The organism is Streptomyces sp. NPDC002463 (assembly GCF_042889835.1).
Classification (GTDB): domain Bacteria; phylum Actinomycetota; class Actinomycetes; order Streptomycetales; family Streptomycetaceae; genus Streptomyces; species Streptomyces nymphaeiformis.
Genome location: NZ_JBIARL010000008.1, coordinates 137,958 through 153,161 on the forward strand (window position 1 = coordinate 137,958; position 15,204 = coordinate 153,161).

General features: G+C 71.6%; 15 protein-coding genes. 2 read left to right on the forward strand and 13 right to left on the reverse strand.

The window, feature by feature from the left end; genetic code table 11:
- Positions 1 to 86 precede the first annotated feature (86 nt).
- The 3 genes from smc to ACFYX3_RS18090 form a co-directional block, all read right to left on the reverse strand.
- Positions 87 to 3,620, reverse strand: a complete 3,534-nt coding sequence (gene smc, locus ACFYX3_RS18080) for a chromosome segregation protein SMC (RefSeq protein WP_389014186.1) — start codon at positions 3,618 to 3,620, stop codon at positions 87 to 89.
- A gap of 233 nt (positions 3,621 to 3,853) precedes the next feature.
- Complete coding sequence (locus tag ACFYX3_RS18085; protein ID WP_030690660.1) at positions 3,854 to 4,072, reverse strand: hypothetical protein; 219 nt, start codon at positions 4,070 to 4,072, stop codon at positions 3,854 to 3,856.
- A 389-nt stretch (positions 4,073 to 4,461) separates the two neighbouring features.
- A complete protein-coding gene (locus ACFYX3_RS18090; protein ID WP_116158637.1) occupies positions 4,462 to 4,743 on the reverse strand; it encodes an acylphosphatase in 282 nt (93 codons plus the stop codon).
- A gap of 171 nt (positions 4,744 to 4,914) precedes the next feature.
- On the opposite strand from ACFYX3_RS18090, the gene ACFYX3_RS18095 reads away from it, so the two are divergent.
- Entirely contained in the window at positions 4,915 to 5,832 is a 918-nt protein-coding gene (locus ACFYX3_RS18095; RefSeq protein WP_389014191.1) for a CAP domain-containing protein, read from the forward strand.
- 89 nt (positions 5,833 to 5,921) lie between these two features.
- Here the strand turns inward: ACFYX3_RS18095 and ACFYX3_RS18100 are convergent, their stop codons facing one another.
- Positions 5,922 to 6,362 (reverse strand): hypothetical protein, encoded by a 441-nt coding sequence (locus tag ACFYX3_RS18100; RefSeq protein WP_389014194.1) that lies wholly within the window; start codon positions 6,360 to 6,362, stop codon positions 5,922 to 5,924.
- Positions 6,363 to 6,661: 299 nt separating this feature from the next.
- Positions 6,662 to 7,246 (reverse strand): flavodoxin family protein, encoded by a 585-nt coding sequence (locus ACFYX3_RS18105; RefSeq protein WP_116158639.1) that lies wholly within the window; start codon positions 7,244 to 7,246, stop codon positions 6,662 to 6,664.
- Between the two features lie 124 nt (positions 7,247 to 7,370).
- Between ACFYX3_RS18105 and ACFYX3_RS18110 the strand changes: the two genes are divergently transcribed.
- Positions 7,371 to 7,748 carry a winged helix-turn-helix transcriptional regulator gene (locus ACFYX3_RS18110; RefSeq protein WP_389014198.1) on the forward strand — a complete coding sequence of 126 codons (378 nt, stop codon included), beginning with the start codon at positions 7,371 to 7,373 and terminating at the stop codon, positions 7,746 to 7,748.
- A gap of 19 nt (positions 7,749 to 7,767) precedes the next feature.
- Here the strand turns inward: ACFYX3_RS18110 and mutM are convergent, their stop codons facing one another.
- The 8 genes from mutM to recG all read right to left on the reverse strand — a co-directional run bounded on the left by mutM (position 7,768) and on the right by recG (position 15,173).
- Positions 7,768 to 8,628, reverse strand: a complete 861-nt coding sequence (gene mutM / locus ACFYX3_RS18115; protein WP_389014201.1) for a bifunctional DNA-formamidopyrimidine glycosylase/DNA-(apurinic or apyrimidinic site) lyase — start codon at positions 8,626 to 8,628, stop codon at positions 7,768 to 7,770.
- 177 nt (positions 8,629 to 8,805) lie between these two features.
- Positions 8,806 to 9,582, reverse strand: a complete 777-nt coding sequence (gene rnc / locus ACFYX3_RS18120; RefSeq protein WP_376593867.1) for a ribonuclease III — start codon at positions 9,580 to 9,582, stop codon at positions 8,806 to 8,808.
- Between the two features lie 19 nt (positions 9,583 to 9,601).
- Entirely contained in the window at positions 9,602 to 9,775 is a 174-nt protein-coding gene (gene rpmF / locus ACFYX3_RS18125; protein WP_015036448.1) for a 50S ribosomal protein L32, read from the reverse strand.
- Between the two features lie 2 nt (positions 9,776 to 9,777).
- Positions 9,778 to 10,440 (reverse strand): DUF177 domain-containing protein, encoded by a 663-nt coding sequence (locus ACFYX3_RS18130; protein WP_376593881.1) that lies wholly within the window; start codon positions 10,438 to 10,440, stop codon positions 9,778 to 9,780.
- Positions 10,441 to 10,577: 137 nt separating this feature from the next.
- Positions 10,578 to 11,621 (reverse strand): cell division initiation protein, encoded by a 1,044-nt coding sequence (locus tag ACFYX3_RS18135; protein WP_389014206.1) that lies wholly within the window; start codon positions 11,619 to 11,621, stop codon positions 10,578 to 10,580.
- A 110-nt stretch (positions 11,622 to 11,731) separates the two neighbouring features.
- Entirely contained in the window at positions 11,732 to 12,211 is a 480-nt protein-coding gene (coaD, locus tag ACFYX3_RS18140; protein ID WP_382661778.1) for a pantetheine-phosphate adenylyltransferase, read from the reverse strand.
- Positions 12,212 to 12,237: 26 nt separating this feature from the next.
- Positions 12,238 to 12,819, reverse strand: a complete 582-nt coding sequence (gene rsmD / locus ACFYX3_RS18145; protein ID WP_389014209.1) for a 16S rRNA (guanine(966)-N(2))-methyltransferase RsmD — start codon at positions 12,817 to 12,819, stop codon at positions 12,238 to 12,240.
- Between the two features lie 146 nt (positions 12,820 to 12,965).
- On the reverse strand, positions 12,966 to 15,173 hold the full coding sequence (gene recG / locus ACFYX3_RS18150; RefSeq protein WP_389014212.1) for an ATP-dependent DNA helicase RecG: 2,208 nt from the start codon (positions 15,171 to 15,173) through the stop codon (positions 12,966 to 12,968).
- Positions 15,174 to 15,204 lie beyond the last annotated feature (31 nt).

The following is a 15,204-nucleotide window of genomic DNA, read 5'->3' on the forward strand; positions in this document are numbered from 1 at the left end:
TTCAAGTTTCGAAGTCAATAGTCGATGTCATGTGACTTTATGAGCACAGCGATGGTGCTTGAGTTCAGAACTTGAAGGAATACCGTTCAGCGGAGGCGCTGGCTGATCACCTTCGAGACGCCGTCGCCCTGCATGGACACGCCGTACAGCGCGTCCGCGACCTCCATCGTCCGCTTCTGGTGCGTGATCACGATCAGCTGCGAGGACTCCTGGAGCTCCCGCATGATCGCGATCAGCCGCTGGAGGTTGGTGTCGTCGAGCGCCGCCTCGACCTCGTCCATCACGTAGAACGGGCTGGGCCTGGCCTTGAAGATCGAGACGAGCAGCGCCACGGCGGTGAGCGAGCGCTCGCCGCCGGAGAGCAGCGAGAGCCGCTTGACCTTCTTGCCCGGCGGGCGGGCCTCCACCTCGACGCCGGTGGTGAGCATGTTGTCCGGGTCGGTGAGGACGAGCCGGCCCTCGCCGCCCGGGAAGAGCCGCGAGAAGACGCCCTCGAACTCGCGGGCGGTGTCCCGGTAGGCCTCGGTGAAGACCTGCTCGACGCGCAGGTCGACCTCCTTCACGACCTGAAGCAGGTCGGTACGGGTCTTCTTCAGGTCCTCCAGCTGCTCCGAGAGGAACTTGTGCCGCTCCTCCAGGGCCGCGAACTCCTCCAGGGCCAGCGGATTGACCTTGCCGAGCTGGTGGTACGCCCGTTCGGCGGCCTTCAGCCGCTTCTCCTGCTCCGAACGGACGAACGGGCGCGGCCGGGCCTCGGCCGCGTCCTCCGGGTCGCCCTCGGCGGTCGGCGACGGGGGTACGGGCTGGTCGGGGCCGTACTCGGCGACGAGGTCGCCCGACTCCACGCCGAACTCCTCGAGGGCCTTCGCCTCCAACTGCTCGATCCGCAGCCGCTTCTCGGCGCCGAGCACCTCGCCCCGGTGGACGGAGTCGGTCAGCTTGTCGAGCTCCGCCTTGAGGTCCCGGCCCCTGGCCCGGGCGGCCGCCAGGCCCTGCTCCCGCTCGGCCCGTGCCTCCTCGGCCGCCACCCGCTCGCGCTCGGCGCGCACCAGGGACACCTCGATGTGGGCGAGGAGGCCGCGGGCGCCCGCGGCGACGGCGCCGGCGACCCGCTCCTCGTGGCGCAGCCGGGCCCGGCGCCGCTCGGCACGCGCGCGTGCCTCCCGTTCGGCGCGGGCGGCCCGGTCGAGCGAGTCGGCCCGTCCGGCGAGCCCCTTGACCCGCTCCTCGTGGGTACGGACCTGGAGCCGCGCCTCCATCTCGGTCTGGCGCGCCCGGGTGCCCTCGCTCGCGAGCCGGTCGCGGGTGGCGGTGTCGGGCTCGTCCTCGGTCGGCGTCTCCTCGGCCACGAGGAGCCGTTCGGCCAGCTCCTCGGCTTCGGCGGTGGCCTTCTCCAGGGCTTCCTGGGCGCGGGCGGCGGCCGCCGCGGTGCGCTCGGCCTCCCCCGCCGCTCCCCTGGCCTGCCCGGCGAGCCGCCCGAGGCGCTGGGCCACGTCGGAGCGCTCGCGCTCGCCGGCGCGGCGCCGGGCGTCGAGCTCCTCGACGAGCACGGCGGCGTGGCGCCGCCGCTCGGCGGCCTCCTCCTGCGCGGCCGTCAGTTCCTCGCACCGCACGGCCAGTTCGTCGAGCTCGGCGGCGGCCTCGGCGACGGAGGCCTGGACTTCGAGGAGGCTGGGCGCGCCGGCGGAGCCACCGTGCGCGAAGTGCGCCCCGAGCAGGTCCCCTTCGGCGGTGACGGCGGTCAGCGCGGGCCGGGACCTGACCAGTTCGACGGCCTCGTCGAGGTCCCCGACGACGACGATTCCGGCGAGCAGACGGCGGACGGCGCCGAGGAGTTCGGCGGGTCCGCGGACGAGGTCGGCGGCGTACGGGTGTCGCTGGGCCGCCGCCGCGGGTTCGGGCTCGGGGGCTCCGGCCAGGATCAGGGAGGCGCGGCCCGCGTCCTGCTTGCGCAGCAGGCGCAGGGCCTCGGCGGCGGAGGAGGGCCCGTCGGCGGCGAGTGCGTCGGCGGTCGTGCCGAGGGCGGCGGCGAGGGGGATCTCGTATCCCGGGGCGACGGTGAGGAGTTCGGCCGCCGGGCCGAGGAGTCCGGCGAGGTCCGCGGAGAGCAGCGCGCCGGTGCCGTCCTTGCGGCGCAGTCCGAGGGCGAGGGTGTCGTGCCGGGCGCGGGTGGCGGCGCGGCGGCGTTCGGCGGTGGCGGCGGCTTCGCGGGCGGCGGTCAGCGCGGCCTCGGCGTCGGCGAGTTCGCGGCGGGCGGCCTCGTACCGCTCGCCGTGCTCGGTGTCCTCCGCGTCGAGGCCGTCGACCTCGGCCTTGAGCTGCTCGTACTCCTCCTGGGCCGCGGCCGCGCGTTCGGCGGCCTCGTCGCGGGCGGCGGCGAGCCGGTCGATCTCGGCCTGGGCGGAGGCGGCGCGCGAGCGGGCGGCGTTGACCTGGCCGTGCAGCCGGGCGAGGCCTTCGCGCCGGTCGGCGATGGCGCGGGCCAGGTCCTTGAGGCGGCGCTCCTCGTCGGCGAGCGTCCGCTCCAGGTCGGCGCGGTGGGCGACGCTGTCCTCCAGGGCGCGTTCGGCGACCTCCAGGGCGGCTTCGAGTTCCGCCTCCTGTTCGCGGACGCGGGTCGCCTCGCGCTCCAGGTCCTCCGGGTCGCGGCCGCGGCGTTCCTCGGCGGGGGCCGTGGTGGCGCTCTTCACGCGCGCGTCGGCGAGGGAGACGGTGCCGCGGACGCGTTCGGCGAGCTGGGAGAGGTCGTACCAGTTCTGCTGCGCGCGCTCCAGGCGGGGCACCAGGGTGCGGGCCTCCGCCTCCAGGTCGGCCTCCTTCGCGAGGGCGGCGCGCAGTTCGGTCTCGGTGGCCTCCTTGCGGGCGAGCAGGGCGGCTTCGTCGGCGACCTCGGCGGTCAGCGCCTCCTGGAGGCGGACGAGGTCGTCGGCGAGGATGCGGAGGCGGGCGTCACGCAGGTCGGCCTGGATGACGACGGCGCGGCGGGCGACGGCGGCCTGCCGGCCGAGCGGCTTGAGCTGGCGGCGGAGTTCGTCGGTGAGGTCCTGCACGCGCGCGAGGTTGGCCTGCATCGCGTCCAGCTTCCGCAGCGCCTTCTCTTTGCGTTTGCGGTGCTTGAGGACTCCGGCGGCCTCCTCGATGAAGGCGCGGCGGCCCATCGGGTCGGCGTGCAGCACGGAGTCGAGCTGCCCCTGTCCGACGATGACGTGCATCTCGCGTCCGATGCCGGAGTCGGAGAGCAGGTCCTGGAAGTCGAGCAGCCGGCAGGTGTCGCCGTTGATCTGGTACTCGCTGCTGCCGCCGCGGAACATGATCCGGGTGAGCGTGACCTCGGCGTAGTCGATGGGCAGGGCGCCGTCGGAGTTGTCGATGGTCAGCGAGACCTCGGCGCGGCCGAGCGGCGGGCGCCCGGTCGTGCCGGCGAAGATGACGTCCTCCATCTTGCCGCCGCGCAGCGACTTGGCGCCCTGCTCGCCCATGACCCAGGAGAGCGCGTCCACGACATTGGACTTGCCCGATCCGTTGGGGCCCACGACACAGGTGATTCCGGGTTCGAACCGCAGTGTGGTCGCGGAGGCGAACGATTTGAATCCGCGGAGCGTCAAGGCCTTGAGGTGCACTCCGGGGACTCTACCGGGGCCCGTGCGTTTCACCCGCGATGACGTGGGGCAGATCCTCGGATGAGGAGGGGTGGGACGCGGGGGAAACAGCGGGTGAAAGAGAGAAGGGACGCCGGAGCGCCCCTTGCAGGTCCAGCCGTCGTGCACGTGCGTCGTTCCGCACGATCGGCTGTGGTTGGTGTTCGGCTGCGCCGACGAGAATGCTTTCCACCTGGCCCCTGGGGGCTGGGTTGTCAGGTGAGCGCAGGCTCTGCCTGGGGTACGTCGAGGTCGATGCTGTTCAGCAGCGACTCTCCCTGGTGCTGAGCGGCGGCAGCGGCGAGCGTGTCGTTCTCGGACTGGATCCGTACCAGCTCGGATTCGAGGTCCTGGACACGCTGCTGAAGCCGTCGCATCTCGGCGAGGAGTCGCGGGTCGGAGCCGCCGACGTAACCGAGAAGCGCCTTTGCCATGATGGATGGTCCTCCACAATGAGTGACCGACCGAAGCGGTGTGGGTCGTGAGGGATTCGCACCCGCGGTGCTCGGCAGTACTGCTTGTCGTGCCGGTTCCACTGCCAAACAGCTAAGGTGCGCGGGGCTTCCAGAGTCTCACCAAAAAGTTTGACGGTCAACACGATCACGCCCCGTTTGAAGGGCTACCGAGGAGTCCACGGCCGCTCAGCGGGCGGCGGGGCCTTCGAACTCGGAGCATCGGGGGCGTCGCGATCATCCTTACCGGGCAGCCTTGCACGCCCGGCGTCAGATGGCAACCATCAGGCGCTTCGCTGGTCACGCCCCTGTTACCGCGCGTCCGCCCGGAGCCGCTCTCGGTCACCGGGCGGGGTGTCGGAGCGTGATCGTCAGCGGATGGCGAAGCCGTCGTAGCCGCCCCGCGGCGTGTCCCAGATCTCAGTGACACCGTCCACACGTCCGGGTGTGTCGTCCGACTGGAGCCAGTCGAGCAGACGGTGGCAATTCTCACGCGGCCCCTCGGCCACCACCTGCACCCGGCCGTCGTCGAGGTTCAGGGCGAAGCCCACCAGGCCGCCGATCTCCAAGGCGTTTGCCCTGGTGAACCAGCGGAAGCCCACTCCCTGTACCCGGCCGCGCACCCAGGCGGTCATCCGTACGTCGTCACTCATGGCTGCACGCTAACGGGCGGGTTGCCGGATGAGCACATCGCCCCCGCTTCTCATCGCGTACAGTCCGGACCGAACAGGCCTCACCCGTTCGGGCGCGCGCCGTTCGACTGTCACCCGGAACGATACCGACAGCAAAGATCAGCAAAGACCAGCAAGAGGAAGGCAGAGCAGATGGGACGCCACCGTCGCTCCGGCGCCACACCCGCCGCAGAAGATTACGCGGCCGGTTCGGGCCGCCCGCGCCGGGGTACCGGCCGGCGGCGGCCCGTGCGCACCGGTCTGCTCGGCGCCTCGGCCGCGGTCGCGGTCGGCGCCGTCGCCGTCGCCTCGGGTCTGCTTCCCGGCGGGGACACGTTCACCGTCGGCAACGCCGGTACGAGCGAGCGCCAGGTCCAGACCCGGCAGGCCCCGGAGCTGACGACGCAGGGCGGCGCCACCCAGACCCCCGCCGGGGAGTCGGGGGGCCCGGTGACGGGCGGCGGAAAGATCCACGTCTCCCCGTCGGCGAAGCCGAGCGCGAAGGCCACCCCGAAGCCGAAGCCGACGCCCACCCCGACGAAGTCCAAGGCGCCCACCGCCAAGCCGGTGGTGCCCAAGGTCACCGCCGCGCCCACGACGAAGGCCCCCACGACGAAGGCCCCCGCGCCGAAGTCGGCCCCGACGACGGCGGCGCCGACCGAGAAGGCCACGGTCACCTCCACAGCGGACCGCAGCGAGGCCGCCGAGGCCGAGGTGATCCGCCTGGTGAACGCCGAGCGCGCGAAGGTGGGCTGCACTCCGGTCCGCGCGGACGCGAAGCTCGCGGCGCTGGCCGGCGCGTTCAGCGCGGACATGGCGACCCGCGGCTTCTTCGACCACACGGACCCGGACGGCGACACCCCGTGGGTCCGCGCCGCGCAGGCGGGCATCTCGGCCATGGGCGGCGAGAACATAGCCCGCGGCCAGGTGGACGCGGCGGCGGTGATGGCGTCCTGGATGAACAGCGACGGCCACCGCGCCAACATCCTGAACTGCGACTTCACCACCCTGGGCGTGGGCGTCGCCTTCGGCGACGGCGGCCCGTGGTGGACCCAGGACTTCGGCTACTGAGATTCCCGCAGGTCAGATCCCTGCGCATGCATGCGGGCCGCCCCGGGGCCGTGATCGGCACCCGGGGCGGCCCGCACTGCGTCCACGCCCTACAGATCGGCGTCAGCCTCTCTGTGCATACCGGTGCACAGAGCCCAGACGATGAAGATGTTGACGGCGACCAGAGTCAGGGCCCAGAAGGGGTAGTACGGCACCCACAGGAAGTTGGCGATCGCACCGAGCCCTGCCACGAACACGCCGAAGAAACGTGCCCACAGCGCTCCGCTGAGAACGGCACACCCGGCGAGGACGATGACAATGCCCAGGATGAGGTGCACCCAGCCCCAGCCCGTCAGGCTGAACTCGAACACGTAGTGGCGCGTCGCGATGAACAGATCGTCCTTGGCGAGGGCGGCGATTCCTTCGAAGATCCCCATCGCGCCACCGAAGATCATCAGTGATGCCGCGAGGACTGTCGTACCCGACGTGGCTGCGTGCCACGGCTGTGGGTTCGCATTGGCCGTTCTGGGTGGGACTGCGTCACGGGCCATGTCGGACTCCTTGTGTGGCAGGGTCGTCAACCGAACGCTCGGAGCGGCGCGACCTCTCCCAGCGTGGCACCACCGCGCTCCACCGGCATCCCGAGCTGTGGCGTCAGAGCCCGTCCACCAGGTCGGACCTCGGGCAGTCCCAGGGCCGTACGAGGGTGCACGACGGCGACCGACGCCCCAGGTCGGCGGGGCGCCCGCCCTTTTTTCTTCGGCCGCTGGGCCGGGAGCCCCGCACGACGACGAAGGGCCCCGTCACCGGAAGAGGTGACGGGGCCCTTCCGCGTACGGGCGCGGGGGTGTCAGGCAGCGGCCTTGCCGGCCGCGAAGGTGCGGGCGGTCGCGGCGACGCGGCGGCCGAGGTGCTCGGCGGTCGCGATGTCGGCCTTGTGGACTCCGTCCGGGCCGAGGTCGTTGTGGGTCTGGGCACCGGCGCCGGCGAAGAAGCCGAGGCGGTTGAGGTCGTTCTCGGAGGCCTCGCTGGTGTTCCAGCCGGGCTTCAGGCCGAGGTTGACCCAGGTCATGCCGTGCTGGCCGGCGAGCGTCTGGAAGAACTGCAGGGTGTGCAGCTTGTCGCCGCTCTTGGAGCCGGAGTTGGTGAAGCCGGCGGCGAGCTTGTCCAGCCAGGCGTCGGTGAACCAGCGCTTCGAGGTGGCCTCGGCGAACTGGTGGAAGGCGCCGGAGGCGGTGCCCATGTAGGTCGGGGAGCCGAAGACGATCGCGTCGGAGGCGTCGAGCAGCTCCCACTCGGCGTCGGTGATCTCGTCGACCTTGATCAGGTGGACGGTGGCGCCCGCGTCGGCGGCGCCGTCACGGACGGCCTCGGCCAGGACCGCGGTGTGGCCGAAGCCGGAGTGGTAGGCGATGGAGACGACGGGGGTGGTCACAGAGGACTCCTCGAAAAGGCGTACGGGGTGATGACCAGAAGTAGAGCACTAACTTTTGGATAGCGCAAGCCACTGGTTAGCGCACCCGTGGCAGTAAGCGCTGTGGCCGAGTACGGTGGTGGGCATGACTGACGACCTCGCCTACGACGTGTTCGCGCGCGCCTGCCCCTCGCGCGGCACGCTGGAGCACGTGACGGGCCGCTGGGGCAGCCTGACCCTGGGCGCCCTGCACGAAGGGACGTTCCGCTTCAACGAGTTGCGGCGACGGGTCGACGGCGTGAGCGAGAAGATGCTGTCGCAGACCCTGCACGCACTGGAGCGCGACGGCCTCGTCCACCGCGAGGCCCAGCCCACGAACCCGCCCCGGGTCGACTACCGGCTCACCCCGCTCGGCCGCGAGGTCGCGGAGCGGCTGATCGGTCTGATCGAGCTGGTGGAGGGGCGGATGGACCAGGTCATGACCGCCCGCGAGAGCTACGACGCGGAACGCGCCGGGGCCTGATCCGTCAGGCCGTGACGGCTCAGGCGGTGGCGCGCGGCGGCCGCTGGCAGCGCGGGCAGAAGTAGCTGGACCGGTTCATCCAGGCGCGCCGCCGCATCGGCGTTCCGCAGCGGCGGCAGGGCTCGTCCTCGCGTCCGTACGCGTCGAGGGAGCGGTCGAAGTAGCCGGACTCGCCGTTGACGTTCACGTACAGGCTGTCGAAGCTGGTGCCGCCGGCGTCGAGCGCCGCGTTCATCACGTCCCTGACGTGCCCGAGGAGTTCGGCCGAGCGCGGCCGGGTCAGGGTGGCGGTCGGCCGGTCGTAGTGCAGCTTCGACCGCCAGAGCGCCTCGTCGGCGTAGATGTTCCCGACGCCGCTGATCAGCGACTGGTCGAGCAGCGCCCGCTTGATCGTCGTACGGCGCAGCCGCAGCGCGCCCTGGAAGGCCGCGTCGTCGAACGCCGGGTCCAACGGGTCGCGGGCGATGTGCGCGATGACGTCCGGGAGCCCGTCGGGGGTCTGGTCGTGGAGCGAGAGCCCGCCGAAGGTGCGCTGGTCGACGAAGCGCAGCTCGCTGCCCGCGGAGTCGTCGAAGCGGACCCGGATGCGCAGGTGCTTCTCGTCCGGGGCTTCCTCGGGCTGCACCAGCAGCTGACCGCTCATGCCGAGGTGTCCCAGGACGGCGGTGCCGGTCTCCGCGAGCGGCAGCCAGAGGTACTTCCCGCGCCGCCGCGCCCCCTCGAAACGCTGCCCCTTCAGCCGGGCCGCGAAGTCCTCGCCGCCCGCCGGGTGGCGCCGTACGGCCCTGGGGTGCAGCACCTCGACCTCGGCCACGGTCCGTCCGGCGACCCAGCGCTCCAGACCGCGCCGTACGACCTCGACCTCGGGCAGCTCGGGCACGGGACTCCTCCGGAAGGGGACGGGGCGGCGGCTCCAGGTCCGCCGAAACAGGCCCAGTCAGCCTACCGCCCGGCGCGTGCCCGCCCCGCTCCCCCGGAAACAGCTCCGCCCGCCCCCTGATCGGGGGCGGGCGGGAGAACTCCGCTGAAGGAATGCGGCAGCCGCACGGCGCCGCGGTCAGGCGGTGACCGGGGTGGCCCCGTCCTGCCCGCCGGCGTCGGCCGCGGCCTTCGCCGCCGCCGCGCGCTCGTCCGCGGCCGCGCGGATCGCGCGCCACGCGGACTCCGCCGCCTGCTGTTCCGCTTCCTTCTTGCTGCGGCCGGTGCCGGTGCCGTACGAGACACCACCGACGCGGGCGGCAGCAGTGAAGGTCTTCTCGTGGTCCGGACCCTCTTCGGAGACGAGGTACTCCGGGACGCCAAGACCCTCGGCCGCGGTGAGCTCCTGGAGGCTGGTCTTCCAGTCCAGGCCGGCACCGAGGTTCGAGGACTTCTCGATCAGCGGGTCGAAGAGCCGGTGCACCAGCTCGGACGCCGCGTCGAGGCCCTGGTCGAGATAGACCGCGCCGATCACCGCTTCGAGGGTGTCGGCGAGGATGGACGCCTTGTCCCGGCCGCCCGTGCCCTCTTCGCCCCGGCCGAGCCGGATGAAGGAGCCGAGTTCGAGTCCGCGACCGACCTCCGCCAGCGCACGCGAGTTGACCACCGCGGCCCGCAGTTTGGCCAGCTGGCCTTCCGGCAGATCGGGGTGGGTGCGGTACAGCGTGTCCGTGACCACCAGGCCGAGCACGGAGTCCCCGAGGAACTCCAGACGCTCGTTGGTGGGCAGACCGCCGTTCTCGTACGCGTACGAACGGTGGGTCAGCGCACGCACCAGAAGGGCGGACTCGAGCTGATACCCGAGCCGCCCTTCCAGAAGCGTGTGGGACGAGGCTGCGCTGATGTTCTCAGACATCGTGCCTCTCACCAGCCACTCAGACCGAGAGGACCTGGCGCTTGTTGTAGGTGCCGCAGCTCGGGCACGCGATGTGCTGCAGCTTCGGCTCCTGGCAACGCTCACACGAAACCAGGGTGGGGACCGCAGCCTTCCACTGCGACCGGCGGTGGCGCGTGTTGCTGCGCGACATCTTCCGCTTCGGAACAGCCACGGCTACTTCTCCTGCTTCTCGGCGGCGCTTCGGACGTCCCCGTCAGAGGCTTTGCCGCTCATGTTGTCCTTCTCATCGGTTCCCAGCGAACCGGCGAGTCCCTGCAGTGCCGCCCAACGGATGTCGACGGCGTCATGGTGGTGGTCGGGGTTCTCGTTCAGGTTGACTCCGCAGTCGGAGCACAGACCCGCACAGTCCTCCCGGCACACCGGCTGCATCGGCAGTGCGAGCACCACCGCATCACGCAGCAAGGGTTCGAGGTCGAACATGCCGTCCTCGAGGGGGATCATGTCCTCGTCGTCCTCGGCTTCGTCGTCCGCGGCCGCCTTGGAGCGGCCCCGGTCGTCGGAGTCGGGGTACGAGAACATCTCCTGGAAGTCCACGTCGAGCTCGAGCTCGACGGGCTCCAGACACCTTACGCACTCCCCCTCGGCCGATGCACGGGCGGTGCCTGTGACAAGCACCCCTTCCATGACCGACTCAAGACGGAGATCGATGTCCACCGGAGAGCCCTGGGGCACTCCGATGACTCCTTCGACGCCGAGTGCAGAGGAGCCACCGGGCGCCTCGACCGAACGCGAGAGCCGCTGGAGGGCACCAGGACGCCGCCCCAGCTCGTGTGTGTCGAACACGAGGGGGTTGCGGTGGTCGAGGCGCGTGCTCAGGGCTCTTCCTGCTTTCGGATCGTTCTGCGGCGTAGAGGGGCTGCCAGACGTGGGCAGCAAGGATCGCGGACATAGCGCGACCGAACAGCCAGGATACTGGACGCTTCGCTCAGGGCCCAATCCGGGCCCCGTGCCCCTTACTGTCCCTGTTCGTACCGGCGCAGCTGCTCCAGGTCGATCATGCTCGTGTCGAAGAAGCTGGTCTCGTCGAGCGCGGCGGCCTGCTGCGGCTGGGCGTGCATCTGGCCCTGGGGGGCGTACTGCTGCTGCTCGTAGCCGCCGTACTGCCCCTGGTAGGCATAGGGGTCCTGCTGCTGGTAACCGTAGGCGTCCTGCTGCTGGTACCCATAGGCGGGGTCCTGCTGGGGCTGCTGCGGGTAGCCGTACGGGTCGGGCTGCCGGGCGGGGATCTGCGGGGCCTGGGGCTGGGCCTGCGGCTGGGCCGGCTCGGGGTCGGAGAGCTCCGCGAGCCCGGCCAGGTAGTCGGCGTCGCTGGTGTGGGCCGCGCCGCCGAGGCCGTCCTGTGCGGCCATGTGCTCGCCGAGGTCGTCCGTGGCGATCCGGCCGTGCAGCTTCTGCCGGCCCCGCCCGACGGCTTCCAGGGTCTTGCTGAGGACGGCCTCGAAGGCGCCCAGCTTGGCGTCCACGTACTCGTCGGCGCGCTGGATGAGGGTCTGCGGGTCGGCGCTGTACTCGGGGGCGTCCGCGTCGGCGTAGCCGTCCTGGTCGAGGCCCGGGCCGCGGCCGAGGAGCTTCTCGCGGCCGCGGTCGACGGAGCCGATGGTCTTGTTGAGGACGACCTCGAAGTTGGCGAGCTTGGAGTCGACGTAGTCGTCGGCCTCGGCCCGCACCTCCTCGGCCTCGCGGCGGGCCTCGGAGAGGATCCGGTCGGCCTCTTCCTGCGACTCGCGGGCGACCTGGGTGTCGGAGACGATCGAGCCACGCTCGGCGTGGGCGGCCTCGATGATCCGCTCGGCCTCCTGGCGGGCCCGCTCGACCATCTGCTCGCGGCCCCCGATGAGCTCCTGGGCCTGGGCGAGGGAGCCGGGCAGGGCCTCCCGCACCTCTTCGAGCAGGGCGAGCAGCTCGGCGCGGTTGACCACGCAGGATGCCGACATGGGCATGGAACGGGCGCCCTGCACGGTCGCGACGATCTCGTCGAGCTTCTTCTGCACGTCCACCTGGTGCTCGCCACTCTCTACAGCTGGATGGAGACGGACGGGACGACTGTACGGGCAGTCGGCGCCCGTCCGACACCAGGTGACGGAGCGTCAGCGGCGGTGGCCGCGCGTCACTTCTGCGCGAGCCGCTCGGTGAGTCGCGGCAGGACCGTCGGCGGGACGAGGTGGGAGACGTCGCCGCCCCAGGCGGCCACTTCCTTCACCAGGGAGGAGGAGAGGAAGCTGTACGTCGGGTTGGTGGGGACGAACAGGGTCTCGACGCCCGAGAGGCCGATGTTCATCTGGGCCATCTGCAGCTCGTAGTCGAAGTCGCTGACGGCGCGCAGCCCCTTGACGATCGCGGGGATGTCGCGCTGCTTGCAGAAGTCGACGAGGAGGCCGTGGAAGGACTCCACCTCGACGTTGCCGAAGTCGGCGGTGACCTCGCGGATGAGCTCTATCCGCTCGTCGACCGTGAAGAGGCCCTTCTTCGACTGGTTGATCATCACGGCCACGTGTACGACGTCGTACAGCTTGGAGGCGCGGGCGATGATGTCGAGATGTCCGTTGGTGATGGGGTCGAATGACCCCGGACAGACGGCGCGGCGCAACTTGGGTCCCTCGCTCTCCGGTCCGGTCATCGTGCGTCTTCGCACGTAGAGGCGGCGCGACCGTACCAAAACGTTCCCTCGCCGTAGCGACGGGACCGCAGGGGTTCGAAGCCCTCGGGCCAGCCGAATTCCCCGCCTCGGGTGCTGCGCTCCACCGTGACGAGGGCATCCTCGCTCAGCCAGCCCCCCGAGCGCAGTGTGAGGAGAATCTCGCGGAGATCGTAGTCGGAGACGGCGTAGGGCGGGTCGAGGAAGACCAGGTCGTACGAGTCGGCCGGGGCCGGTCCCGTCACGATCTGCTCGGCCCTGCCGGTGCGGAGTTCGGCTCCGGGCAGGCCGATCGAGCGGACGTTGTCCCGGATCGTCTTCGCCGCGCGGGGGTCGGCCTCGACGAGGAGGGCGTGGGCGGCGCCCCGGGAGAGCGCCTCCAGGCCGACGGCGCCGGAGCCCGCGTACAGGTCGGCGACCCGGGCCCCGGCGAGGCCCTGGAACGACTCCCAGGTGGAGAAAAGGCCTTCCCGTGCCCGGTCGGAGGTGGGGCGGGTGCCGTTGCCGGGGGGCACGGCCAGGCGCCGTCCGCCGGCGCTGCCGGCGATCACGCGGGTCATCGGTGTCCTCGTCCTGCGTCGTCGAATGCGTACGTCCCAGGATATGGCCGCGTTCGGGCGCGCAGCCCGTGTCCCGGTACGCGCCCCGACGCGCGGCGGGGCGCTCGGCCTCCGTCCCGGCACTCGGCCCGCGCGCGGCCGGGTGCTCAGCCCTTCTCCAGGTACTCCTCCCGCTCCTCGCTGAGCAGGGCGTCGAGCGCGGCGCGCAGGCCCGGGTGGGCGGTGAGGTCGGGGTCGGCGAGGACGAGGGCGGTGGCCTCCTCGCGGGCGGCGGCGATGACCTCCTCGTCGTCGATGACGGTGAGCATTCGCAGGGAGGAGCGGACGCCGGACTGGGCCTGGCCGAGGACGTCGCCCTCGCGGCGCTGTTCGAGGTCGATGCGGGAGAGTTCGAAGCCGTCGAGGGTGGTGGCGACGGCGTTGAGCCGCTGGCGGGCGGGGCTCGCCTCGGGCATCTCGCTGACGAGGAGGCAGAGGCCGGGGGCGGAGCCGCGGCCGACGCGGCCGCGGAGCTGGTGGAGCTGGGAGACGCCGAAACGGTCGGCGTCCATGATCACCATCGCGGTGGCGTTGGGCACGTTGACGCCGACCTCGATGACGGTGGTGGCGACGAGGACGTCGAGCTCGCCGGCGGCGAAGCGGCGCATGACGTCGTCCTTGTCGTCCGGGTGCATGCGGCCGTGCAGGACGGCGATGCGCAGGCCGGCGAGGGGGCCGGTGCGGAGCTTCTCGGCGACGTCGAGGACGGCGAGCGGCGGGCGCTTCTCGGCCTCGTCCTCGGGGGACGCCTTGGACTTCTTCTTCTGGTCCTCCTCGTCGCCGATGCGCGGGCAGACGACGTACGCCTGGTGCCCGTTGGCGACCTCCTCGCGGACCCGCTCCCACGCGCGCGTGAGGAAGTGCGGCTTGTCGGCGGCGGGGACGACGTGGCTGGCGATCGGCGAGCGGCCGGCGGGCAGCTGGTCGAGGACGGAGGTCTCCAGGTCGCCGAAGACGGTCATGGCGACCGTGCGCGGGATGGGCGTCGCCGTCATGACGAGGAGGTGCGGGGTCCGCCTTTCCCCCTGGGAGTGCGCTTTGCCCCTGAGCGCGTCGCGCTGCTCGACGCCGAAGCGGTGCTGCTCGTCGACGACGACCAGGCCGAGGTCGTGGAACTGGACCTTGTCCTCGATCAGCGCGTGCGTGCCGATGACGATGCCGGCCTCGCCGGTGACCAGGTCGAGCAGGGCCTGGCGGCGGGCGGCGGCGCCCATGGAGCCGGTGAGGAGCACGACCTTGGTGGCGCGGTCGGCGCCGCCGAGCATCCCTCCCTCGGCGAGCTCGCCCATCATCTCGGTGACGGAGCGGTGGTGCTGCTGGGCGAGGACCTCGGTGGGGGCGAGCATCGCGGCCTGCCCGCCGGAGTCGACGACGGCGAGCATGGCGCGCAGCGCGACCATCGTCTTGCCGCTGCCGACCTCGCCCTGGAGGAGGCGGTGCATGGGGTGCTCGGTGCCGAGGTCGTCGAAGATCTCCTTCGAGACCTTCGTCTGGCCGTCGGTGAGGGTGAAGGGCAGCTTGGCGTCGAAGGCGTCCAGGATGCCGTCGGGGGCCGGTCGCCGGGCGACGGCGGGCAGTTGGGTGTCGGCGTGCCGGCGGCGGGCGAGGGCGACCTGGAGGACGAAGGCCTCGTCCCACTTGAGCCGCTCGCGTGCGTCGGCGATGTCCGCCTTGGTGCGGGGGCGGTGGATCTTCCGCAGGGCGTCGGGGAGGTCGGTGAGGCCGCGGCCCTCGCGCAGGGCGGGCGGCAGCGGGTCGACGGCGTCGCCGGCGCCGGGCAGGACGGCGTCGACGGCCTTGGCGATCTTCCAGGACTCCAGCTTGGCGGCGGCCGGGTAGATCGGGATGAGGGCACCGGCCCAGGTGTCGACAGCCTCCTCGCTGTCGCCGCGGAGGAGTTCGTACGCGGGGTGGGCGAGCTGGAGGCGCCGGTTGAAGAGCGAGACCTTGCCGGCGAACATCGCGCGGGTGCCGGGCAGCAGGTCCTTGTGCGGTTTGTGCACGCCCTTGCCGAAGAAGACCAGCTGCACCCGGCCGCTGCCGTCGGTGATGGTCACTTCGAGGCGCTGGCCGCGCCCCTTGGGTCCGTTGAAGGTCAGCACGCGCGCGTCGGCGACCTGCGCGACCACCGTGACGTGCTCGTCGAGCGGCAGGTCGGAGAGGGTGGTCAGCTCCCCCCGCTCGGCGTACCGGCGGGGGTAGTGGTGGAGGAGGTCCCCGACCGTGTGCAGGTCGAGCGCCTCGGCCATGACCTTGGCGGTGGCGGGGCCGAGGGACTTCTTGAGTGGTTCGTCGAGCGCGGGCACGCCTTCCATTGAAGACCACGGGACCGACAGTCGGGCCGAA